Raw genomic sequence first — 22,348 nt, 5'->3', positions numbered from 1 at the left:
TGGCGCCCGAAGGCGCCATTCTCAGACCTGTTCGAAAGCACCGTGGCAGTGCTTGTATTTCTTGCCCGAGCCGCAGGGGCAGGCTTCGTTGCGGCCGACCTTGCCCCAGGTCGCGGGATCGTCGGGGTTGCGGTTTTCCGGCGGGACCGTGACCTCAAGCGCCTGATAGGTCGTATTCGTGAATTCGTCCTCGCCGGTCGTCGGGTCCAGATGATGCGCCTGCATGACGGGCGGCTCTGGCTGCGGCGGAGCCTGCTGCACCAACTCGACGCGCATCAGCTGCGCGGTGACGGCCTGGCGCAGATTGTTGAGCAGCGACTGGAAGAGCTCGAAGGCTTCCGACTTGTATTCCTGCAGCGGATCGCGCTGGGCATATCCACGGAAACCGATGACGGAACGCAGGTGGTCGAGATTGACGATATGCTCTCGCCACAGATGGTCGAGCGTCTGCATGACGACCTGGCGCTCGACATAGTGCATGATGTCAGGACCGAAACGCTCGACCTTCTCATTGAAGGCAGCGTTCGTGGCTTCCATCAGGCGTTCGCGGATGTCGTCCTCGCCGATGCCTTCTTCCTTCACCCAGTCCTCGATCGGAAGGTCGAGATTGAGGATGTCGGCGGCCTGCGTCTTCAGGCCGGCGGCATCCCACTGTTCGGCGTAAGCGCGTTCCGGGATATGGGTCGTGACCAGGTCGTCGACCACTTCGCGACGCATGTCGGAAACGGTTTCGGAAATATTCGGAGCTTCCATCATCTCGACGCGCTGCTCGAAGATGACCTTGCGCTGGTCGTTCAGGACGTCGTCGTACTTCAGAAGGTTCTTGCGGATGTCGAAGTTGCGGGCCTCGACCTTCTTCTGCGCACGCTCCAGAGCCTTGTTGATCCAGGGATGGACGATCGCCTCGCCCTCCTTGAGGCCCAACTTCTGCAGCATGCTATCCATACGGTCGGAGCCGAAGATGCGCATCAGGTCGTCCTGCAGCGACAGGTAGAACTTGGAACGGCCGGGGTCGCCCTGACGGCCGGAACGGCCGCGTAACTGGTTGTCGATACGGCGGCTTTCGTGACGCTCGGTGGCGATGACGTAAAGACCGCCGGCGGCAAGCGCCTTTTCCTTGAGCTGCTTGATCTCTTCGCGGATTGCCTCGACCTTGGCGTCGCGCTCGGGACCCTGTTCGACCTCACCAAGCTCATGCTCGATACGCATGTCGAGGTTGCCGCCGAGCTGGATGTCGGTACCGCGGCCGGCCATGTTGGTGGCGATCGTCACGGCACCCGGCACACCGGCCTGGGCGACGATATAGGCTTCCTGCTCGTGGTAGCGGGCATTCAGAACCTGGAAGTTCGAGAAGCCCTGCTTGCGCATCAGCTCTGCCAGAAACTCCGATTTCTCGATCGAGGTCGTGCCGACGAGCACCGGTTGGCCGCGCTTGTGAGCGTCCAGGATCTCGGCGATGATCGCCTTGTATTTTTCTTCGACGGTCCGGTAGACCTCGTCGTCTTCATCAATGCGCTTGATCGGCAGGTTGGTCGGCACCTCGAGAACATCGAGATTGTAGATGTTGCCGAATTCTTCCGCTTCCGTCTGAGCAGTACCGGTCATGCCGGCAAGCTTGTCGTACATGCGGAAATAGTTCTGGAAAGTGATCGAAGCCAGCGTCTGGTTTTCCGGCTGGATCTGCACCTTTTCCTTGGCTTCGAGCGCCTGGTGCTGGCCTTCCGAATAACGACGGCCCGGCATCATGCGGCCGGTGAATTCGTCGATGATGACGATTTCGCCGTTGCGGACGATGTAATCCTTGTCGCGCTGGAACAGCTTGTGGGCCTTCAGCGCATTGTTGACGTGATGGACGATCGCGACGTTCTCGATGTCATAGAGCGAAGCGCCCTTCAGGAGGCCGGCCTGCTTCAGCAGGTTTTCCAGCTTCTCGGTGCCGACTTCGGAGAAGTTCGCCGAGCGCTGCTTTTCATCGATTTCGTAATCCTCCGGCGACAGCAGCGGAATGAAGGTGTCGATGGTGTTGTAGAGGTCGGAACGGTCATCGAGCGGGCCGGAGATGATCAGCGGCGTGCGGGCTTCATCGACGAGGATCGAGTCCACTTCGTCGACGATCGCGAAATTGTGGCCGCGCTGGACCATCTGGTTCGTCTCGTACTTCATGTTATCGCGCAGATAATCGAAGCCGAGTTCGTTGTTTGTCGCGTAGGTGATGTCGCAGTTGTAAGCGTCACGGCGTTCTTCATCGGAAAGGCCGTGGACGATGACGCCGGTGGTCAGGCCGAGGAAGCCGTAGAGACGGCCCATGGTCGCCGCGTCACGCTGAGCCAGGTAGTCGTTGACAGTGACGACATGCACGCCCTTGCCGGCAAGCGCGTTCAGATAGACCGGCAGGGTGGCGACCAGCGTCTTGCCTTCGCCGGTCTTCATTTCGGCAATGGCATTGGAATGCAGGATCATGCCACCGACGAGCTGTACGTCAAAAGGTCGCAGGCCAAGGACGCGGCGGGAGGCCTCGCGCACGACCGCGAAGGCCGGGATCAGGATGTCGTCCAAGGTCTTGCCTTCTGCGAGGAGTGCGCGGAACTCCAGCGTCTTTGCGGCGAGCTGCTCATCCGTCAGCGCCTTGGTCTTCTCTTCGATAGAGTTGATTGCGGCGACGTTCGGCTGGAAGGACCGCACGCGACGATCGTTGGCAGAGCCAAATAACTTGCGGGCAATACCGCCAAAGCTGACCATATGACTGGTCCTTTCTGAATATTCTTCCCCGACGTTTCTTATTCGCTACCCAGCCGAAAAACAGGCGCACGCTTGAAAACGCCCGGAAACTGTTCTGGACGCGAGGTTGCGTGACAGATAAGAGGGGGGGCAAATGATGTCAACGGATTTGGCTGATATAGAAAGGCCACATTCCGGTGTTGAAGGCTGTTTTCGGGCTGGATTCACGAAAGCTGAAGCCGGCGGGTATAATTGTGAAGGGTTATTTGATGTTGAGCACCAACAAACTTGCTGCGCTGGCGTTTACGGCCTTCGTCGCCTTCCAGGCTCCGGCCTATGCCGATGATGCCGTCGTCGCCAAGGTCGGCAATCTGGAAATCCACCAGTCGGAACTCGATCTGGCTGTGGCCAATCTCGATCCGCAGCTCGCGCAGCTCCCCGACGACCAGAAGAAGGTCGCCGCCCTCTCTGCCGCCATCGACGTGAAGCTGCTTGCTGCCGACGCTACTGCCGAGAAGCTCGACCAGACTGATGATTTCAAGAAGCGCATGCAGTATCTTACCGACCGCGAACTTCACAACGCCTACTTCAAGAAGCATGTCGTCGACACCGTGACCGATGCCGAGGTGAAGGCACGCTACGACAAGGAAGTCGCCGCGCTGCCGAAGCAGGAAGAAGTTCACGCCCGCCACATCCTCGTCAAGACCGAGGATGAGGCCAAGGACGTCATCAAGCAGCTCGACGCCGGTAAGGATTTTGCCGAACTCGCCAAGGAAAAGTCCACCGATCCGAACAAGGATGACGGCGGCGACCTCGGTTATTTCAGCCGCGGCCGCATGGTCAAGGAATTCGAGGACGCAGCCTTCGCGCTTGAGAAGGGCACCTATTCCAAGACCCCTGTGAAGACCGATTTCGGCTACCATGTCATCAAGGTAGAAGATAAGCGCGACGCTCCGCCGCCGCCGTTCGAACAGGTAAAGGATCAGGTTCGTCAGCTCGTCATGCGCGACAAGTATCTTGCGCTCCTGAACCAGGCGAAAGCTTCGGTCAAGGTCGATATCACGGACGAAACGCTCCGCAAGGGTTACGAAGACGCAAACAAGCAGCCTGAGCCGGGTGCAGAACCCGCGCCGGCACCGGCACCGCAGCAGTAATCATTAGATTTGGGTCCGGTTCTTCCGGACCCTTCACTATCATTGTTGTTGTCGCATTTCCGGATGGCGCACCGGTTTTATTTCACTTGGAAATGCTCATTGGCAGGTCACATCCCATGTCCGCTACCGTTTCTCCGCTTGCCCCGAAAACCTTTGCCTCGCTGCCAGCACTTCGCGGTGTGCGCATGGCGACCGCTTCAGCCGGCATCAAGTATAAGAACCGGACGGACGTGCTGATGATGGTCTTCGACGCTCCGGCTGCCGTTGCCGGCGTCTTCACGAAGTCGAAGTGCCCCTCCGCACCGGTCGATTTCTGCCGGACCAACCTGCCGCATGGCACGGCGCGTGCCGTCGTCGTCAATTCAGGCAATGCCAATGCCTTTACAGGCATGAAGGGCCGCGCTGCGACCGAGCTGACGGCAAAGTCGGCCGCTGCAGCCGTCGGCTGCAGCGAAAATGAGATCTTTCTCGCGTCGACCGGCGTCATCGGCGAACCGCTCGACGCCACCAAATTTTCCGGCGTGCTCGACAAGATGCATGCCGATGCCGCCGGTGACTTCTGGTTCGAGGCCGCCAAGGCCATCATGACCACCGACACCTATCCGAAGGTTTCGACCCGCACTGCCGAAATCAACGGCGTCAAAGTGACGATCAACGGCATTGCCAAGGGTGCCGGCATGATCGCGCCCGACATGGCGACCATGCTTTCTTTCGTCGTCACGGATGCCGATATCGCTTCCTCTGCCCTGCAGTCGCTGCTGTCTGCCGGCGTCGAGCCGAGCTTCAACTCGATGACCGTCGACAGCGACACCTCGACCTCGGACACGCTGATGCTTTTTGCGACGGGTGCAGCGGCAGCTGACGGACAGGCGCGCATCGTGAGCGCGGACGATCCGCAGCTCGGCGCTTTCCGCGCAGCCCTCAACGAACTCCTCAAGGATCTGGCGATCCAGGTCGCCCGCGACGGCGAGGGCGCCACGAAGATGCTCGAGATCACCGTGACCGGTGCGGAGAGCGATGCCGCCGCCAAGACGATCGCTCTCTCCATCGCCAATTCGCCGTTGGTCAAGACTGCGGCTGCCGGTGAAGACGCCAATTGGGGCCGTATCGTCATGGCCGTCGGCAAGGCCGGCGAAATGGCCGACCGCGATCGGCTCGCCATCTGGTTCGGTGATGTGCGCGTCGCCGTCAACGGCGAGCGCGATCCTGCCTACTCCGAAGATGCCGCCTCCGCGGTGATGAAGAAGCAGGATATTCCTGTCAAAGTCGACATTGGCCTTGGCTCGGGCAAGGCTACGGTCTGGACCTGCGACCTCACCAAGGAATATGTTGCGATCAATGGCGACTACCGGAGCTGACCGTTCGTTGATGCAGGCATCTCTTCCGAAGCAGAACCTGCCGTTGGTCCGGCGGCTGGAGGCCGTGGGCTTTCGTGCCTGGCCGGCTGCATCCGTGCAATATGACGGAAGCTGGCAGGTCCGCCTGACCGCGGGCCATCCTTCCAACCGCCTGAACTCCATCGTGCCGCTCGATCCTTCCGACCATCGTGATGTCGAGATCAGGCTGGAGAAGGCAAGCCGCAAGTTCGAGGCCTATGGCCGTCCCGCTATCGTACGCGAGACGCCTCTTGCCTCGCCTGTTCTGATCGGCCTGCTCAAGGAGCAGGGATGGGAGCGTTTCGATGAGACGGCGGTCATGGTCTGCGATCTCTCGCAGGCCGATCTGCCCGATACGCTCGATCATCTCCCGACCCACGATGTCGGCCGGTTCGTCGATGCCAATCTTGCGGTCGATCAGGCGCCAGTATCGCTGAAGCCGGCGCTTGCCGAGATCATCTCGGCAATCAAGCCGCCATCAGGCCTTTTCATGATCGAGGATGCCATCCTTGGCTCGCTGGCAACGGTTCTCTGCGTGCAGGACAACGATCTTGCCGGCATCATGTCGCTTTCGGTTGCCGATGGGCATCGCCGCAGGGGTCTCGGCGTAGAAATCCTGACTTCGGCCTTACGCTGGGCGCGGATGCGCAGCGCCCGGACTGCCTGGCTGCAGGTGAAGCTTTCCAACGCGCCGGCGATTGCACTCTATGAGCGCCTTGGTTTCCGTGATGCCTATCATTACTGCTACTGGCAGGAGCGCTGCGAATGAGCGAAGCCGGAAAGAGGCTGCTTCTGGTCGCCGCCTGCGCGCTGATCGACACGGACGGGCGTATTCTTCTGGCACAGCGGCCGGAAGGCAAGTCGCTTGCCGGCCTGTGGGAGTTTCCCGGCGGCAAGGTGGAATCCGGCGAGACACCGGAGGAGACGCTGGTACGCGAGTTGAACGAAGAGCTCGGCATCACGACCAAGGTACCATGTCTTGCGCCGCTGACCTTCGCCAGTCACAGCTACGACACATTCCATCTGCTGATGCCACTTTACGTCTGCCGCCGTTATGAAGGCATTCCACACGGTCGTGAGGGACAGGCGATCAAATGGGTGCGCCCGCAGGCGCTGCGCGATTACCCGATGCCGCCGGCCGACGAGCCGCTCATCCCAGTGCTGCAGGATTTACTTTAGCTTTTCTGATTATTAATGCGAAACGTCGATTTCGCCTGTGGATATTAATCGATCATTTAGCACCTTCTGGCAATGATCGGCCTCACTCAAGCAACTGGCGTGTGTATTTAAGGGCTTGACGTCATGGACGACGATTTCTGGAAAGCTGTGCGCGAGAAGGAACGCGCTTCTTCGTCTGCTTCGCGCAGGACGGGGGCGCTCAATATTGCCCTTCTCTTCGGCACGGCCGTGGTGGCGCTCACCCTCATCCTGACGCCGATGCTGGCGGATTCTTCCAAGAAGAGCGTGCTCGCCAGCGCGCCGGCTGATTTCGACACGATCACCACCGGCTCCATCCCGAAAACCGAGAATGGCCCGAAAAGCGAGAACGGCAAGCGCTATACGATCCGCCGCAGCGTCCTCCAGGATACGCCTGGGTCGGTCTGTGTCGTTCAGGGCTACGGCGTCGGCGCCGGCTGCTGAGGAAATGAAGCTCCCGTCCCGGGGAGCCGTGAATTTCATTGCCGTCTTGCGCACAGAAGGGTTGGGTTGATGAATTTGCTGAAGAAATTTCTGGCAGACGGACGTGGTGCAACGGCGATCGAATATGGATTGATCGCAGCGCTGATGGCGGCTGCCCTCATTGGGGGGCTGGGCGTGTTCACCAATGGCCTGCTAGGCGTATTCAACACCGTCGAGAATAACCTGACGATCAACTGAGCAGTCCACTGGATTCACTGCTTGAGCTTCTGCTCTTCCACTTTGAGAGCGTCAGCAAGTCGTGCCTTGGCCGATCCCGGCCTCAGCGGCTGCTGCTGGCTTTCGTGCGGTGCCCAGCCCGACACGTAGATCAACGAGAATGTCGCGCGGATACGGCCGTCGGGGTCCGAATAGCGCTCTGCGTACATTTCGGCGGCGCGCAGGAAGAAGGCGCGCGTCAGCGGCTTGCGGCTGCGGGCTACCAGGGGATTGGCCATGCCCATCGCCCTCAGATCACGCATCAGCGGAAAAATTGAATCATAGCGGACAATATAATTCTCTGCATCAATGACGGGCAGGGCAAAGCCCGCGCGCTGAAGCAGACCGCCGACATCGCGGACATCGGCGAAGGGGATGACGCGCGGACTTGCGCCGCCGGTCATCTCGATCTCAGTCGCCAGCAGCACCTCGCGCAGTTCCTGCAGCGTACCGGCGCCCGGAATGGCAGCCAGGAACAGGCCGTCCGGCTTCAACGCGCGGCGGATCTGGATGAAGACGCCGGGCGTGTCGTTGGTCAGGTGCAGGTTGAGCGGTGCAATTACCAGATTGGCCGATTGGGGGGCGAGCGGCACGTCTTCGAGCGGCGCTTCGAGAAAGAGTTCGCCCGAAGTGACATAGCTGATGTCACTTTCCACGCGGGTGAGGCTGCCTACCTTGCCGGTCGCCATCGCCGCACGGGCAGCTGCGCCCGTTGCGCCATGCAGTTCCACCGCATGTTCAAAGGTGCGCTCGACGACGGCCAGGCGGTCTGCCAGTTCCTCGGCGGCGATATCGAGCAGGAAACCTGCCTTCAGATCATTATTTGCGAGCGCGCGGTGACGATTTGCGGCGATCTGCGCCTTGTCGAAGATGATATCCATGGCGATGTCCATATTCCCCTGTCCGACAGGCGGCAAGGCGATTTTCCTTTGGCTCGTGACACGCTAGTCTCCCTCATATGGGGATGATCGAGACGGAAAGAGCGAAGGGACGGATATGGGCGCAGCTTCTGCGGCCTCTCTCCATGCTTGCCGATCTTGTCTATCCGCCGGCCTGCGCGGCCTGTGGTATTTCGACGGGCGGCCATCGTGGGCTCTGTCCAAAGTGCTGGTCCGACGTCCGCTTCATCGAGCGGCCTTATTGTGAGGTGCTCGGCATTCCCTTTTCACATGATCTCGGCGCCGGCATCCTGAGCGCCGAGGCGATCGCCAATCCACCGCCTTTCGACCGTCTGCGTTCGGCAGCCGTCCATGACACTGCCGTGCGCAGTCTCGTGCACGGCCTCAAATACCGGGATCGCACGGATCTCGCGCCGATGATGGCGGGCTGGATGCTGCGTGCCTCGGACGGCATGGTCGAGTGCTGTGACGCCGTCGTTCCGATCCCTTTGCATCGCACGCGTATGATCTCGCGCAAGTTCAACCAGGCGGCGGAGCTTGCCCGGCATCTGGCGCGGCTTGCGGACAAGCCGCTGCTGCCAGCGACCCTTCTGCGCGTCAAGCGCACCAACCAGCAGGTCGGTCTTGGTGTGCGGGCGCGAGAAGACAATGTTCGAGGCGCCTTTGCGATTGCCAGGGACAAAGAAAATGATGTCTTCGGCAAGCGCATCGTCCTCGTCGACGATGTCTATACGACGGGTGCTACAGTCGATGCGGCAACGCGGGTGCTGCGCAAGGCAGGTGCTGCCGATATAACGGTTTTGACCTTTGCAAGGGCCTTTGCAGAAACTATATGACAATGAGAAAACAGCACCGTCTGGAGACCATTCATGGTACCCGTTACCATCTATACACGGCAATTCTGCGGCTTTTGTACACGCGCCAAATCTCTGCTTGAAGAGAAAGGCGTGGACTATGTCGAGCATGACGCGACCTTCTCGCCTGAGCTTCGCCAGGAAATGCTCGGCAAGTCGAATGGCCGCACCACCTTTCCGCAGATTTTCGTCGGCGCCACGCATGTCGGGGGGTGCGACGATCTCTACGCGCTCGATCGTGCCGGCAAGCTCGATCCGCTGCTGGCCGCCTGAGGAAAAGCGATGAGTTTCACGGCCGCCGCCATCCAGATGTGCTCAGGTGTCGATCCGGAGCGGAATGCCGCTTCGATGGTGCGCCTCGTCCGGGAAGCCGCCGCAAAGGGTGCGATTTACGTGCAGACGCCGGAAATGACCGGCATGCTGCAGCGCAACCGCGCAGCGGCAAAGGAAGTGCTGCGCGACGAGAGCAATGACATCATCGTCAGGACCGGTTCGGCGCTCGCTGCCGAACTCGGCATTTACATGCATGTCGGCTCGACGGCGATTGCACTCGATGACGGCAAGATGGCCAATCGCGGTTTCCTCTTCGGACCTGACGGCAAGATCCGGAACCGCTACGACAAGATCCACATGTTCGATGTCGATCTCGACAATGGTGAAAGCTGGCGCGAAAGCGCCGCCTACCGACCGGGGTCTGAGGCACGCGTGCTGTCGCTGCCTTTCGCCGAGATGGGTTTCACCATCTGCTATGACGTGCGTTTTCCGCAGCTTTTCCGTGCGCAGGCGGTTGCCGGCGCAGAAGTGATGACCGTTCCGGCCGCTTTCACGAAGCAGACCGGCGAGGCACATTGGGAAATTCTGCTGCGCGCGCGCGCCATCGAAAACGGCGTCTTCATCATCGCCGCAGCACAGGCCGGCCTGCATGAGGATGGCCGTGAGACATTCGGTCATTCGATGATCGTCGATCCCTGGGGCAAGGTGCTCGCTTCGGCCGGCCCGCTCGGCGAGGCGGTCATTCTGACGGAGATCGATCCGGCCGCTGTGAAGGCTGCACATGACAAGATTCCGAACCTTAAGAACGGCCGGGAGTTTTCCATCGAGAAGATTGCGGGGGATGTTTCAGGAGGCGTAGCAGCTTGATCCGCTATTCCCTTATTTGTGAGAATGCCCACGAGTTCGAAGGCTGGTTTTCCGAAAGTGCCGATTTCGATCGCCAGGTCGCGAGTGGTTTTCTGACCTGTCCTGTCTGCAATTCCGGCTCCATCTCCAAGTCGCTCATGGCGCCTTCCGTTTCGACCGCACGCAAGAAGGATGAGATGCAGGTCGTCGCCATGGATACGGCCCGCCGCGAAGCCTTTGTGAAGCTGAAGGAAGCCGTTGCCGCGATCAAGGCGAATTCCGAAGATGTCGGAACCCGCTTTCCCGAGGAGGCACGCAAGATCCATTACGGCGAGGCGGAAGCCCGCGGCATTATTGGCCAGGCGACACCCGATGAAGCGCAGTCGCTGGTGGATGAGGGCATTGATATCGCTGCCTTGCCCGTCTTGCCCGAAGACGTGAACTGATATGCGGCCGGCTGGTCTTTTATAATTTTGCCTGCATGCGGCGCGATCAGGCTGGACGTTTTGCCAGCAGCATGTAATTCACATCCATATCGTTTGACAGGTTCCACTGGTTTGCCAGCGGATTGAAGAAGACGCCCGTGCGGTCGACAATCTCGAGACCGCTTGCCGCAAGCGGCTTTTCCAGTTCTTCCGGGCGTACCAGCTTCTCATATTGATGCGTGCCGCGCGGCAGCCAGCGCAGGACGTTTTCGGCAGCGAAAATGGCAAGTGCGGCCGCCTTCATCGTGCGGTTGATCGTGGCGACGAACATCAGGCCGCCTGGTCGGACCATGCTGGCGCAGGTATTCATGAAAAGCTCGACATCGGCCACATGCTCCACCACTTCCATGTTGAGCACGATATCGAAGGTCTCGCCTGCCTCGGCAAGCTGCTCGGCGGTGACGGCGCGATAGTCGACGGCAACACCCGATGCCTTGGCGTGGGTGGAGGCGATGCCGATGTTCTTTTCCGAGGGATCGGCGCCGACGACTTCAGCGCCCATCCGGGCGACCGGCTCCGACAAGAGGCCGCCGCCGCAGCCGATATCGAGCACACGCAGGCCTTCAAGTGGCTTGGCAGTCTTCGGATTGCGTGAAAAATTCTCCGCTGCCTTGTCGCGGATATAGGTCAGGCGAACAGGATTGAATTTGTGCAGCGGCTTAAACTTGCCCGTTGGGCTCCACCACTCGGCCGCCATGGCGGAAAAGCGATCGACTTCGCTCTGGTCGATGGTAGTCTTTGCCGGTTCGTTCATCTGCCGCTCCTTGATGTCCTGTCAGTGAAGTCGGACGATCGAGGCGATAAGTCAAGGGCGCTCAGGTCGCACCGGAGGCTTGGCAGGACCATAAAAAGAGCAAGTCTGAAGGCAGTAAAAAACCCCGCGTCTTCGCGGGGTTTCGGATCCTAGGTGATGCCGATTTAGCGGCACTGACGGCGCGGGCCGTACGTGGGCTGGTATGTGTTATCATATGCGCGGTACGAGCGATAACGGCTGTAGCAGTATTCGGCGTGCGAACTGCCTGCACTCACGCGCGGCTGCGAGGCTATGATGCCACCGATGATCGCGCCGGCGGCCAGGCCACCGATAATGGCGCCAGTATTGTCATGGCGGCGATAATAGCGGTCGCGGTAGTGGCGGTCGCCATAATAGCGGCGGTCCCTGTCCCACCTGCGGTCATAGCGATAACGGTTCGAATAGCGGTAATTGCTGCCCCAACCTTGGTTATAACGAGGGCAGTTCGTGAAGTTGTTGCAGCCAATCTGAAGAAGGGGGGTGGCTTGGCCGCCTGTGGTCTGCCGCTGCACTGCCGTGTGAATCGAGTTTGCCGTATAGGCTGGCCCTGCCCAGGCGGGCATTCCGGAGAATGCGGTCGCTATCGACAGTGCAATTATCGCTAATCTTCTCATTCTGTTCACCAGCTTCCTTGACGCATCCAATGCGATTTAAACGCATTTGAGACCACTAAGTTCAGTCGCCTTCATGTTCCGGTTTGACGGATACGGAGAACGGGTGCTTAACCGCAGCTCGCAGGGATCACTTCTGACGAAATCCTGCCGCCTCCACTTCACCCTTTCCCCACCCTTGCCACCCTCCGTCAAACTCGCTAAGAGACGCGCCAACTTTCGTCCTTGGTTGGCGGGGCTTTAGAGGCGTTCCAGAAACCAGTATTTCCGGGCTCTTCGGCCATTTGACAGCCGGGGTTTTCTGATGCCCGGGAGGGCGGCAATGCGACTCCCGGCGGTTTGTGAATGGCGCGTGGCGTGCCGGGGAAGCAAATCCCGTTTTCCGGCAATCACGCTCGGGTCGTGGTAGAGGCTTATGGCACGCATCGTTATGAAATTCGGCGGGACCTCCGTCGCTGATCTGGGCCGCATCAAGAACGTTGCCCGCCACGTAAAACGCGAAGTCGATGCCGGCCATGAAGTGGCGGTCGTCGTTTCCGCTATGTCCGGCAAGACCAACGAGCTGGTTGGCTGGGTTCAGAACACGCCGAAGGTGATCGGCGCGAACTCTCCTTTCTACGATGCGCGCGAATATGATGCCATTGTCGCCTCCGGCGAGCAGGTTACATCAGGTCTTTTGGCGATCGCGCTGCAGAGCATGGGCATCAATGCCCGCTCATGGCAGGGCTGGCAGATCCCGATCCGCACCGACAATGCACATGGCGCAGCCCGCATCATGGAAATCGATGGCGTCGATATCATCAAGCGTATGGGCGAGGGACAGGTCGCCGTCGTTGCCGGCTTCCAGGGTCTCGGCCCTGACAACCGCATCTCGACGCTCGGACGCGGCGGGTCTGATACGTCTGCCGTGGCGATTGCGGCTGCTGTGAAGGCTGATCGCTGCGATATCTATACCGATGTCGACGGCGTTTATACGACTGATCCGCGTATCGAACCCAAGGCACGGCGCCTCAAGAAGATCGCTTTCGAAGAAATGCTGGAAATGGCGTCGCTCGGCGCAAAGGTTCTTCAGGTGCGCTCCGTCGAGCTTGCCATGGTGCACAAGGTACGCACCTTCGTGCGTTCGTCTTTCGAGGATCCCGATGCTCCGGGCATGGGCGACCTCTTGAACCCACCCGGAACGCTGATTTGTGACGAGGATGAAATCGTGGAACAGGAAGTAGTCACCGGCATCGCCTACGCCAAGGATGAGGCTCAGATCTCGCTTCGCCGTCTTGCTGACCGGCCGGGCGTTTCCGCCGCGATCTTCGGTCCGCTCGCTGAAAGCCATATCAACGTCGACATGATCGTCCAGAACATCTCTGAGGATGGTTCGAAGACGGATATGACCTTTACCGTTCCCTCTGGTGATGTCGAGAAAGCCATCAAGGTTCTTTCCGATAATAAGGAGAAGATCGGCTATGATGTCGCGCAGAGCGAATCGGGGCTGGTGAAGGTTTCCGTCATCGGCATCGGCATGCGCAGTCATGCGGGCGTTGCAGCGACTGCCTTCCGGGCACTTGCCGAAAAAGGCATCAACATCAAGGCAATTACAACCTCAGAGATCAAGATTTCAATCTTGATTGATGGTCCTTATGCAGAACTCGCTGTCAGAACTTTGCATTCCTGCTACGGTCTGGATAAGAATTGATTCCCAGCGGGCGGTCTGCCCCTTCAGGTTGAAGATGCGGCTGGTCCTTCTGGCCGCATTAAGCGTTTATTTCGGGGAGCTTGAGACGCAATGAGAGACCTTTCCGGCGGTCCGCGCGTGCTGCTCAAGCGGCTGCGCGAATTGATGGCGGAGCCGCTGGAGCCGCAGGAGCGACTCGACCGGATCGTGCGCCAGATCGCCAGCAACATGGTGGCGGAGGTCTGCTCCGTTTACGTGCTGCGCGCCGACGGCGTTCTTGAGCTTTATGCTACCGAAGGTCTCAATAAGGAAGCCGTCCACCTCTCGCAGCTGAAGATGGGACAGGGCCTCGTCGGAACGATCGCCGCATCGGCCCAGCCGCTCAATCTTTCCGATGCGCAGTCGCACCCAGCCTTCCGTTACCTGCCGGAAACGGGCGAAGAGATCTATCATTCCTTCCTCGGCGTGCCGATCCTGCGCACGGGCCGCTCGCTCGGCGTTCTCGTCGTGCAGAACAAGGCGAGCCGCAATTATCGCGAGGAGGAGCTGGAAGCGCTCGAGACGACGGCGATGGTTCTCGCCGAGATGATCGCCACCGGCGAACTCAAGAAGATCGCCAAGCCGGGCCTCGAACTCGACCTCACCCGTTCAGTCACGGTCGACGGCGATACCTATAATGACGGGATCGGCCTCGGCTACGTCGTGCTGCACGAGCCGCGTATCGTCGTTACCAATCTGCTGAACGAGGATGCGGAGAAGGAAATCCGGCGGCTGGCGGAAGCCATGGGTTCGCTCAGGATCTCCATCGACGACATGCTGTCGCGACGTGACGTTTCCATGGAAGGTGAACATCGCGAGGTGCTGGAAACCTACCGCATGTTCGCCCACGATCAGGGCTGGGTGCGCAAGCTGGAAGAGGCGATCCGCAACGGCCTGACGGCGGAAGCGGCGGTCGAGAAGGTCCAGAGTGACACCAAGGCGCGCATGATGCGCCTGACGGACCCTTATCTGCGCGAGCGGATGCATGATTTCGAGGATCTGGCGAACCGGCTGCTGCGCGTGCTGACCGGCTATACCGGCCGCACGACCGCCGAGGGCTTCCCGAACGATGCAATCATCCTGGCGCGCGCCATGGGTGCGGCAGAGCTCCTCGACTACCCGCGTGCCAATGTTCGCGGTCTGGTGCTGGAAGAGGGGGCGGTGACGAGCCATGTGGTGATCGTCGCGCGCGCTATGGGCATTCCGGTCATCGGCCAGGCAGCGGGTGTCGTGGCGCTGGCGGAAAACGGCGATGCCGTCATCATCGATGGCGACGAGGGCCATGTGCATATCCGGCCGATGCCGGAGCATCAGCGCTCCTACGAAGAAAAGGTTCGCTTCCGTGCAAGGCGGCAGGAGCAGTTCCGGGCTTTGCGGTCCGTCGAACCGGTCACCCGGGACGGGCAACGCATACAGCTTCAGATGAATGCAGGTCTGCTGGTCGACCTGCCGCAGCTGGCAGAATCGGGAGCCGAGGGCATCGGGCTTTTCCGCACCGAGCTGCAGTTCATGATCGCTTCCACCATGCCGAAGGCGGAAGAGCAGGAAATGTTCTACCGCAATGTGCTGAAGCAGGCCGGCGGTCGTGTCGTAACTTTCCGTACGCTCGATATCGGCGGCGACAAGGTGGTGCCTTATTTCCGCGGTCACGAGGAGGAAAACCCGGCGCTCGGCTGGCGGGCGATCCGCCTTTCGCTCGACCGGCCGGGCCTCTTGCGCACGCAGTTGCGCGCTTTGCTGAAGGCCGCTGCCGGCGCTGAGCTGAAGCTGATGGTACCGATGGTGACTGAGGTTTCCGAACTCCGGCAAGTGCGTGAACTGCTGCAAAAGGAAGTGCAGCATTTGTCGCGCTTCGGCCACGGCCTTCCGCGCAAGCTGCAATTCGGCGCGATGCTGGAAGTGCCGGCCCTGCTCTGGCAGCTCGACGAGCTGATGGATGCGGTCGACTTCGTCTCTGTCGGATCCAACGACCTCTTCCAGTTCGCGATGGCGGTCGACCGCGGCAATGCGCGGGTTTCCGAGCGCTTCGATCCGCTGGAGCGGCCGTTCCTGCGCATCCTGCGTGACATCGTGCGCGGTGCGGACCGCAACAAGACGCCGGTGACGCTATGCGGTGAGCTGGCCGGCAAGCCGCTCTCGGCTATGGCGTTGCTCGGCGTCGGTTTCCGCTCCATCTCTATGTCGCCGGCCTCGATCGGACCGGTCAAGGCGATGCTTCTTGGGCTTGATGTCGGGGCGCTGGCGGCGGCGGTCAATGAGGCGCTGGACGACCGGCATGCAACGACGCCGATGCGCGAAGTGCTTGCCCGCTTCGCCGAGAGCCACAATATTCCCCTTTAGACATATATTAGAAGAACTGGAGCAAGGGGTGGCGAAGCTTCCCATTGAAAAGATGCGCGAGCTTGAGCGCCGCTTCGGCGAGATCGAAGCCCGCATGTCGGCCGGCCCCTCGGCCGATGTCTATGTAAAGCTCGCATCCGAATATTCCGAACTGCAGCCGGTGGTGACCAAGATTCGCGCCTATCAAAAGGCTGTGGACGAGCTTGCCGATCTGGAGATCCTGTTCGAGGACAAGTCCGTCGATCGCGAAATGCGCGACCTTGCCGAACTCGAACTGCCTGACGTGAAAGAACGGATCGAGGCGCTGGAAAATGAAATCCAGGTCCTGCTGCTGCCGAAGGATGCGGCCGACGAGAAAAGTGCGATCCTGGAAATTCGCGCCGGCACCGGCGGCAATGAGGCGGCCCTTTTCGCCGGCGATCTCTTCCGCATGTATGAGCGTTACGCGGCCGCACATGGCTGGAAGGTCGAAGTGTTGTCGGCGAGTGATGGGGAAGCTGGAGGCTACAAGGAAATCATCGCGACGATCACCGGCAAGGGCGTCTTCGCCAAGTTGAAGTTCGAATCCGGCGTGCACCGCGTGCAGCGTGTGCCGGAGACGGAAGCGGGCGGACGTATCCATACCTCGGCGGCGACCGTTGCCGTTTTGCCGGAAGCCGAGGAGATCGATATCGAAATACGGCCAGAGGATATCCGCATCGATACGATGCGCTCCTCGGGTGCGGGCGGCCAGCACGTCAATACGACGGACTCGGCGGTGCGCATCACTCACCTGCCGACGGGTATCGTCGTGACCAGCTCGGAAAAGTCGCAGCACCAGAACCGCGCCAAGGCCATGCAGGTGCTGCGTTCGCGACTTTACGATGCCGAGCGGCAGAGGGCCGATAGCGAACGTTCTGCCGACCGCAAGAGCCAGGTCGGCTCGGGCGACCGCTCCGAGCGCATCCGCACCTATAACTTTCCACAGGGGCGCGTGACCGACCACCGCATCAACCTGACACTCTATAAGCTCGACCGAATGATGGTCGGCGAGATCGACGAAGTGGTGGATGCACTGCTTGCCGACTATCAGGCGAGCCAGCTCGCGCAGCTTGGCGAACAGCAATGATCGTATCCGGGCGGACGGTTTCAGAGATCTTTGCCGAGGCCCGGCGCCGCTTCACGGAAGCGGGCATCGACGATCCGCAGACCGATGCGCGGCTGCTGATTTCGGGACTACTGAAGCTTTCGCCGACCGAGATGCTGACAGCCGGCCATGAGCCGGTGTCAGAAGAGCAGGCAGGCAGTATCTGTCGGGCCATCGAAAGGCGATTGAAGCACGAACCGGTGCACCGCATTCTTGGAGAGCGGGAGTTCTACGGCCTGCCGCTTTGGCTTTCCGCCGGCACGCTCGAGCCGCGGCCAGATACGGAAATTCTCGTCGATACGATCATTCCTTATCTGCGCGATCTTGCAAAGACGGAGAGCAATCTCCATATCCTCGATGTAGGAACCGGGACCGGAGCGATTTGCCTTGCGCTCCTCAGTGAATGTCCGGAAGCATCAGGCATCGGCAGCGACATTTCGACCGATGCACTTGAGACGGCAAGATCAAACGCAGAAAGAAACGGATTGCAGGATCGATTCACGACCATTCGATCGAGCTGGTTCGAGAACATCCACGGGACGTTTCATGCGATTGTCTCAAATCCGCCCTATATTGCTTCCAGTATCATTCACGATCTCGCTCCCGAAGTGACGAAATTTGATCCGGCTGCAGCTCTGGACGGTGGCTCGGATGGGCTTGACGCTTACAAAGCCATAGCCAAGGATGCGGCGAGGTTCGTACAGCCAAATGGAGTCGTCGGACTGGAAATCGGCTACGATCAGCGAAACGATGTGACGGCGATCTTTGAAGCGCAAGGCTTCAAGTGCCTCAAATCCGTGAGAGATTATGGTCAGAATGACAGAGTGCTCGTGTTCTCGCCGGCATGACCGGCGACAAATTGCAGCATCGAACTGGACATTATTGCTATTGCGAAGAAAAGGCTTGGATTTCCTGAGGAAGCAATATAGGTTGCCCTTACGCGTTGGGCGCATAGGAATGAACGAGATTCGTTCGGTACTTGCTCAGCCTCGGGGGTCTGCTCTTTTAGACGAGAGTTTCAAAGGTTGAACACGACCCAATGCGTGAATCAGTCAAACTGACTTGAAGACAAGCGGCAGGTCGGCGCGAAGGCGCACTATGCTTGCGGCACGAAGGCCCTGATCCGGATGAACCGGTCTTGGCGATTGGTGCCATGTATCCAATCACAAACAGAAGAATTCAGGTGAACGATCGATGAGGCCAGGACAGCAGAACAAGCGCGGTCGAGGGCGTGGCAATAACAATGGCGGCGGTGGAAACAACAATAACAACAATTTCAACCGCAAGGGTGGAAACCCGCTGACCCGGACCTACGACAGTTCCGGCCCCGATGTAAAAATCCGCGGTACTGCTCAGCACATAGCTGAAAAATATGCGCAGCTCGCCCGTGACGCACAGAGCTCCGGTGACCGCGTCATAGCTGAGAATTATCTGCAGCACGCCGAACACTACAACCGCATCATTGCGGCCGCACAGGCTCAGATGCAGGAACGCTTCCAGCGCGATGACCGCAGCGATTACAATGATCGTGACAATGCCGACCGCGATGGTGACGAACTGGATACGACAGATAATGACGACGTCGTCATCGTTCAGCCGCCTCGCCAGCAGCAGCGCGAACAGCAGCAGGCCGCTCCGGCAGCGCCCGTGCAGCAGGCGGAAGCAATTGACGGAACCGGCCCGCAGCCGGAAATCGAAGGCATTCCGGCTGAAGTTGTGATGGAAGAGGAAGGCTCAGCTGCGCCACAGCGCGAGCGTCAGCCCCGCCGCCGCAACGCCGGCAGTCGCCCGCGCCGTCCGCGTCGCGGTGCTGAGGGTGAGGCAGCCGGTGAGGACGGTGCTTCCGCTGAAGCGCCGGTTTTGGCAGAAGCCGCTTCCGAATAAGTACGTCTTCGAATGCGTAATTTGAAAGGCCGCCCTCACAAGGTGGCCTTTTTCGCTTGTGAAGTCCCGTCGGCCGACTGCGAGACGGCTCCATCGACCTCTATTTCGGACCGAGAACACCCAGAGGCAAGGAGGCCAATCGGGTGCCGACGGACCCCAAGCAGAAATTCGAGCTGATGTTTCGCGCCTATGGCCCGACCAAAGATTTTTCGACAAGAAGTGGGTGCTGCCGGACCTTGCGTTGATGGGCAAATAGCGGCTGCGAAGGATGAGCCGCGGGCGACAGTTTTCGTGTGTCTCACCCCTTTAAACTCCTGGGATTCTCCACCATATCCTGCACAGTTTGGTTTGCTGCAAATCTCAATGGCGACAAACAGGGCTTGCCTATTGAGGGAGCTCAATCTCAATCATCGGTCTGTGCCTTATGAAGGGCAGGGCGATTCATGGAGGTAACGTATGAATATCGAAAAATACTCCGAGCGGGTGCGCGGTTTCGTTCAGACTGCCCAGACCTATGCGCTGGCGCAGGGGCACCAGCAGTTCACCGCAGAACATGTTCTCAAGGTCCTGCTCGACGACGATCAGGGCATGGCTGCGTCGCTGATCGAGCGCGCCGGCGGTGACGCCAAAGCCGCGCGGCTTGCCAATGATGCCGCTCTTGCCAAGCTGCCGAAGATTTCCGGCGGTAACGGCAACATCTATCTCGCCCAGCCGCTCGCCAAGGTGTTCTCCACTGCCGAAGAGGCTGCAAAGAAGGCTGGCGATAGTTTCGTGACGGTCGAGCGTCTGTTGCAGGCGCTGGCGATCGAAACTTCTGCCTCGACCTATCAGTCGTTGAAGACTGCCGGTGTGACCGCGCAGGCGCTCAATCAGGTCATCAACGACATCCGCAAGGGTCGCACGGCCGATACGGCAAGTGCCGAGCAGGGCTTCGACAGCCTGAAGAAATATGCGCGCGACCTGACGAGTGACGCCCGCGAAGGCAAGCTCGATCCGGTCATCGGTCGCGACGACGAAATCCGCCGGACGATCCAGGTTCTCTCCCGCCGCACCAAGAACAATCCCGTTCTGATCGGTGAGCCGGGTGTGGGCAAGACGGCGATCGTCGAAGGTCTGGCGCTGCGCATCGTCAATGGCGACGTGCCGGAAAGCCTGAAGGACAAGAAGCTGATGGCGCTCGACATGGGTGCCTTGATTGCCGGCGCGAAGTTCCGTGGCGAATTCGAAGAGCGCCTGAAGGCCGTGCTGAACGAAGTTCAGTCCGAAAATGGCGAGATCATCCTGTTCATCGATGAAATGCATACGCTGGTCGGTGCCGGCAAGGCGGATGGAGCGATGGACGCCTCCAACTTGCTGAAGCCTGCCCTTGCCCGTGGCGAGCTGCACTGCGTCGGCGCGACCACGCTCGACGAGTATCGCAAACATGTCGAAAAGGATCCAGCCCTTGCCCGCCGTTTCCAGCCGGTCATGGTCGAGGAACCGACGGTCGAGGATACGATTTCGATCCTGCGCGGTCTGAAGGAAAAGTACGAGCAGCATCACAAGGTGCGCATCGCCGATGCCGCGCTGGTTGCCGCTGCAACGCTTTCGAACCGTTACATCACCGACCGCTTCCTGCCGGATAAGGCAATCGACCTGATGGATGAGGCCGCTGCCCGCCTGCGCATGCAGGTGGACTCGAAGCCTGAAGAGCTCGACGAGCTCGACCGCCGCATTATCCAGCTGAAGATCGAACGCGAGGCACTGAAGAAGGAAACCGACGTGGCATCGGCCGACCGGCTGAAGCGGTTGGAAGGTGAGCTCGCTTCTTTCGAGGAAGAGGCTGATGCGCTGACGGCCCGCTGGCAGGCGGAAAAGCAGAAGCTCGGCCTTGCCGCTGACCTCAAGAAGCAGCTCGACGACGCCCGCAACGAACTGGCGATTGCCCAGCGCAAGGGTGAATTCCAGCGCGCCGGCGAACTCGCCTATGGCGTGATACCGGGTCTCGAAAAGCAGCTGGCCGACGCCGAAAGCAAGGAAGACAACAGCCGCAATGCGATGGTGCAGGAGGTCGTGACACCCGACAATATCGCTCATGTCGTCTCCCGCTGGACCGGCATTCCCGTTGACAAGATGCTGGAAGGAGAGCGCGAAAAGCTGCTCCGGATGGAAGACGAGCTGGCGAAATCAGTGATCGGCCAGGGCGATGCGGTTCAGGCCGTCTCCCGCGCCGTGCGCCGCGCGCGTGCCGGTCTTCAGGATCCGAACAGGCCGATCGGCTCGTTCATCTTCCTCGGCCCGACCGGTGTCGGCAAGACGGAGCTCACCAAGGCGCTCGCCCGCTTCCTCTTCGATGACGAGACGGCGATGGTGCGCATGGACATGTCGGAGTACATGGAGAAGCACTCCGTGGCCCGGATGATCGGTGCCCCTCCCGGCTATGTCGGTTACGATGAAGGTGGTGCGCTGACGGAGGCTGTTCGCCGCCGACCCTATCAGGTCGTGCTGTTCGACGAGATCGAGAAGGCGCATCCCGATGTCTTCAACATCCTGTTGCAGGTGCTGGATGACGGTCGCCTGACCGACGGCCAGGGCAGGACGGTCGACTTCCGCAACACGATGATCATCATGACGTCGAACCTTGGTGCCGAATACCTCACGCAATTGCGCGAGGGCGAGGACAGCGAGACGGTTCGCGAACAGGTGATGGATGTCGTTCGCGGTCATTTCCGGCCGGAATTCCTGAACCGTATCGATGAGATCATCCTCTTCCACCGCCTGAAGCGTGAGGAAATGGGTGCGATCGTCGATATCCAGCTGAAGCGGCTGTTGTCGCTGCTGTCCGAACGCAAGATCACGCTCGATCTCGACGAGGATGCCCGTAACTGGCTGGCCAACAAGGGCTATGATCCGGTCTATGGTGCCCGTCCGCTGAAGCGGGTGATCCAGAAATTCGTCCAGGATCCGCTTGCCGAGCAGATCCTGTCGGGTCAGGTGCCGGATGGATCACTGGTGAAGATCGCCAGTGGTTCGGACCGGTTGCTGTTCCGGACGAAACAGCCGGTCAGTGAAGCAGCGTAAGGCTGCACGGACGAGAATTGAAAATGGCGGCTCTCGGGCCGCCGTTTTTGTTCCGCAGTAAGCGAGAATTATTTGCTTGCGACCTGGTCTGAGGCCGGCTGGTTGTTCAGCAGCGTATCGATGCGCTTGCGCTCGTCCTCGAACTTGGCGAGCGCATCACCCTGCAGCGACTTGCCACCGGGCAGCCGGATACGCAGCGGGTCGACCTTGGTGCCGTTGACGATCAGTTCGTAGTGAAGGTGCGGGCCTGTGGATTCGCCTGTCGTTCCTACCCAGCCGATGACCTGGCCCTGTCGCACCTTGGCGCCTGGCACGATGCCCTTGG

At 60.0% G+C, this 22,348-nt stretch carries 21 protein-coding genes and 1 pseudogene (1 of these 22 only partly in view); 17 read left to right on the top strand and 5 right to left on the bottom strand.

Annotated features, from left to right (window positions below; genetic code table 11):
* Window positions 1-21: 21 nt before the first annotated feature.
* Window positions 22-2,739 carry a preprotein translocase subunit SecA gene (gene secA, locus ACK9YZ_RS18810; protein WP_416064800.1) on the bottom strand — a complete coding sequence of 906 codons (2,718 nt, stop codon included), beginning with the start codon at window positions 2,737-2,739 and terminating at the stop codon, window positions 22-24.
* 248 nt (window positions 2,740-2,987) lie between these two features.
* On the opposite strand from secA, the gene ACK9YZ_RS18805 reads away from it, so the two are divergent.
* From ACK9YZ_RS18805 to ACK9YZ_RS18780, 6 genes are all read left to right on the top strand, one after another.
* The gene (locus ACK9YZ_RS18805) at window positions 2,988-3,872 is read left to right on the top strand and encodes a peptidylprolyl isomerase (protein ID WP_416064799.1); all 885 of its coding nucleotides are present in this window, start codon (window positions 2,988-2,990) and stop codon (window positions 3,870-3,872) included.
* Window positions 3,873-3,988: 116 nt separating this feature from the next.
* Window positions 3,989-5,230 carry a bifunctional glutamate N-acetyltransferase/amino-acid acetyltransferase ArgJ gene (gene argJ / locus ACK9YZ_RS18800; RefSeq protein WP_416064798.1) on the top strand — a complete coding sequence of 414 codons (1,242 nt, stop codon included), beginning with the start codon at window positions 3,989-3,991 and terminating at the stop codon, window positions 5,228-5,230.
* Window positions 5,211-6,017: a GNAT family N-acetyltransferase gene (locus tag ACK9YZ_RS18795; RefSeq protein ID WP_183734250.1), complete on the top strand. Its 807-nt coding sequence runs from the start codon at window positions 5,211-5,213 to the stop codon at window positions 6,015-6,017. Before argJ ends, ACK9YZ_RS18795 begins: the two co-directional genes overlap by 20 nt.
* Entirely contained in the window at window positions 6,014-6,427 is a 414-nt protein-coding gene (gene mutT / locus ACK9YZ_RS18790) for an 8-oxo-dGTP diphosphatase MutT (RefSeq protein WP_183805984.1), read from the top strand. Before ACK9YZ_RS18795 ends, mutT begins: the two co-directional genes overlap by 4 nt.
* Window positions 6,428-6,550: 123 nt before the next feature.
* Window positions 6,551-6,889, top strand: a complete 339-nt coding sequence (locus tag ACK9YZ_RS18785; RefSeq protein ID WP_007825505.1) for a hypothetical protein — start codon at window positions 6,551-6,553, stop codon at window positions 6,887-6,889.
* A gap of 69 nt (window positions 6,890-6,958) precedes the next feature.
* Window positions 6,959-7,126, top strand: coding sequence for a Flp family type IVb pilin (locus ACK9YZ_RS18780; protein ID WP_183734245.1), 168 nt, complete (start codon window positions 6,959-6,961; stop codon window positions 7,124-7,126).
* Window positions 7,127-7,140: 14 nt separating this feature from the next.
* On the opposite strand, the gene ACK9YZ_RS18775 is transcribed toward ACK9YZ_RS18780, so the two are convergent.
* Complete coding sequence (locus ACK9YZ_RS18775) at window positions 7,141-8,025, bottom strand: methyltransferase domain-containing protein (protein ID WP_416066773.1); 885 nt, start codon at window positions 8,023-8,025, stop codon at window positions 7,141-7,143.
* Between the two features lie 77 nt (window positions 8,026-8,102).
* Here ACK9YZ_RS18775 and ACK9YZ_RS18770 point away from each other — a divergent pair, with 77 nt between their 5' ends.
* The 4 genes from ACK9YZ_RS18770 to ACK9YZ_RS18755 are packed head-to-tail and all read left to right on the top strand — an operon-like array spanning window position 8,103 to window position 10,462.
* On the top strand, window positions 8,103-8,879 hold the full coding sequence (locus tag ACK9YZ_RS18770) for a ComF family protein (protein WP_416064797.1): 777 nt from the start codon (window positions 8,103-8,105) through the stop codon (window positions 8,877-8,879).
* Between the two features lie 33 nt (window positions 8,880-8,912).
* Window positions 8,913-9,170 carry a glutaredoxin 3 gene (gene grxC, locus ACK9YZ_RS18765; protein ID WP_216756070.1) on the top strand — a complete coding sequence of 86 codons (258 nt, stop codon included), beginning with the start codon at window positions 8,913-8,915 and terminating at the stop codon, window positions 9,168-9,170.
* 9 nt (window positions 9,171-9,179) lie between these two features.
* Window positions 9,180-10,037 carry a carbon-nitrogen hydrolase family protein gene (locus ACK9YZ_RS18760; RefSeq protein ID WP_216756069.1) on the top strand — a complete coding sequence of 286 codons (858 nt, stop codon included), beginning with the start codon at window positions 9,180-9,182 and terminating at the stop codon, window positions 10,035-10,037.
* Window positions 10,034-10,462 carry a DUF1178 family protein gene (locus ACK9YZ_RS18755; protein ID WP_216756068.1) on the top strand — a complete coding sequence of 143 codons (429 nt, stop codon included), beginning with the start codon at window positions 10,034-10,036 and terminating at the stop codon, window positions 10,460-10,462. The genes ACK9YZ_RS18760 and ACK9YZ_RS18755 overlap by 4 nt, the downstream gene beginning before the upstream one ends.
* A gap of 46 nt (window positions 10,463-10,508) precedes the next feature.
* Here ACK9YZ_RS18755 and ubiG read toward each other — a convergent pair whose 3' ends face one another.
* Both ubiG and ACK9YZ_RS18745 read right to left on the bottom strand, forming a co-directional pair.
* A complete protein-coding gene (ubiG, locus tag ACK9YZ_RS18750) occupies window positions 10,509-11,255 on the bottom strand; it encodes a bifunctional 2-polyprenyl-6-hydroxyphenol methylase/3-demethylubiquinol 3-O-methyltransferase UbiG (RefSeq protein ID WP_216756067.1) in 747 nt (248 codons plus the stop codon).
* Between the two features lie 164 nt (window positions 11,256-11,419).
* Window positions 11,420-11,908, bottom strand: a complete 489-nt coding sequence (locus ACK9YZ_RS18745) for a BA14K family protein (protein ID WP_216756066.1) — start codon at window positions 11,906-11,908, stop codon at window positions 11,420-11,422.
* A 412-nt stretch (window positions 11,909-12,320) separates the two neighbouring features.
* Between ACK9YZ_RS18745 and ACK9YZ_RS18740 the strand changes: the two genes are divergently transcribed.
* The 7 genes and pseudogenes from ACK9YZ_RS18740 (at window position 12,321) to clpB (ending at window position 22,023) form a co-directional block, all read left to right on the top strand.
* On the top strand, window positions 12,321-13,595 hold the full coding sequence (locus ACK9YZ_RS18740; protein ID WP_416064796.1) for an aspartate kinase: 1,275 nt from the start codon (window positions 12,321-12,323) through the stop codon (window positions 13,593-13,595).
* A 90-nt stretch (window positions 13,596-13,685) separates the two neighbouring features.
* Window positions 13,686-15,953 (top strand): phosphoenolpyruvate--protein phosphotransferase, encoded by a 2,268-nt coding sequence (gene ptsP / locus ACK9YZ_RS18735; RefSeq protein ID WP_216756064.1) that lies wholly within the window; start codon window positions 13,686-13,688, stop codon window positions 15,951-15,953.
* Window positions 15,954-15,981: 28 nt separating this feature from the next.
* Window positions 15,982-17,061 (top strand): peptide chain release factor 1, encoded by a 1,080-nt coding sequence (gene prfA / locus ACK9YZ_RS18730; protein ID WP_416064795.1) that lies wholly within the window; start codon window positions 15,982-15,984, stop codon window positions 17,059-17,061.
* Window positions 17,058-17,927, top strand: a complete 870-nt coding sequence (gene prmC, locus ACK9YZ_RS18725) for a peptide chain release factor N(5)-glutamine methyltransferase (protein ID WP_416064794.1) — start codon at window positions 17,058-17,060, stop codon at window positions 17,925-17,927. The genes prfA and prmC overlap by 4 nt, the downstream gene beginning before the upstream one ends.
* Window positions 17,928-18,273: 346 nt before the next feature.
* Window positions 18,274-18,963, top strand: a complete 690-nt coding sequence (locus ACK9YZ_RS18720; RefSeq protein ID WP_416064793.1) for a DUF4167 domain-containing protein — start codon at window positions 18,274-18,276, stop codon at window positions 18,961-18,963.
* Window positions 18,964-19,046: 83 nt separating this feature from the next.
* Window positions 19,047-19,219, top strand: a pseudogene (locus ACK9YZ_RS18715) (DUF1214 domain-containing protein); the annotation flags it as partial.
* A 200-nt stretch (window positions 19,220-19,419) separates the two neighbouring features.
* Window positions 19,420-22,023, top strand: a complete 2,604-nt coding sequence (clpB, locus tag ACK9YZ_RS18710) for an ATP-dependent chaperone ClpB (RefSeq protein WP_416064792.1) — start codon at window positions 19,420-19,422, stop codon at window positions 22,021-22,023.
* A gap of 68 nt (window positions 22,024-22,091) precedes the next feature.
* Here the strand turns inward: clpB and ACK9YZ_RS18705 are convergent, their stop codons facing one another.
* Window positions 22,092-22,348, bottom strand: the 3' end of a protein-coding gene (locus ACK9YZ_RS18705) for a M23 family metallopeptidase (RefSeq protein ID WP_416064791.1). Its footprint extends 1,687 nt past the window's final position; 257 of the gene's 1,944 nt are visible here — the last part of the coding sequence; its start codon lies off the right edge, out of view; it ends in the stop codon at window positions 22,092-22,094.

This window comes from Rhizobium sp. ZK1 (genome assembly GCF_047782645.1).
Lineage (GTDB): Bacteria > Pseudomonadota > Alphaproteobacteria > Rhizobiales > Rhizobiaceae > Rhizobium.
Note: the sequence above shows the minus strand (reverse complement) of the source record. Positions and strands in the feature narration are given on the sequence as shown.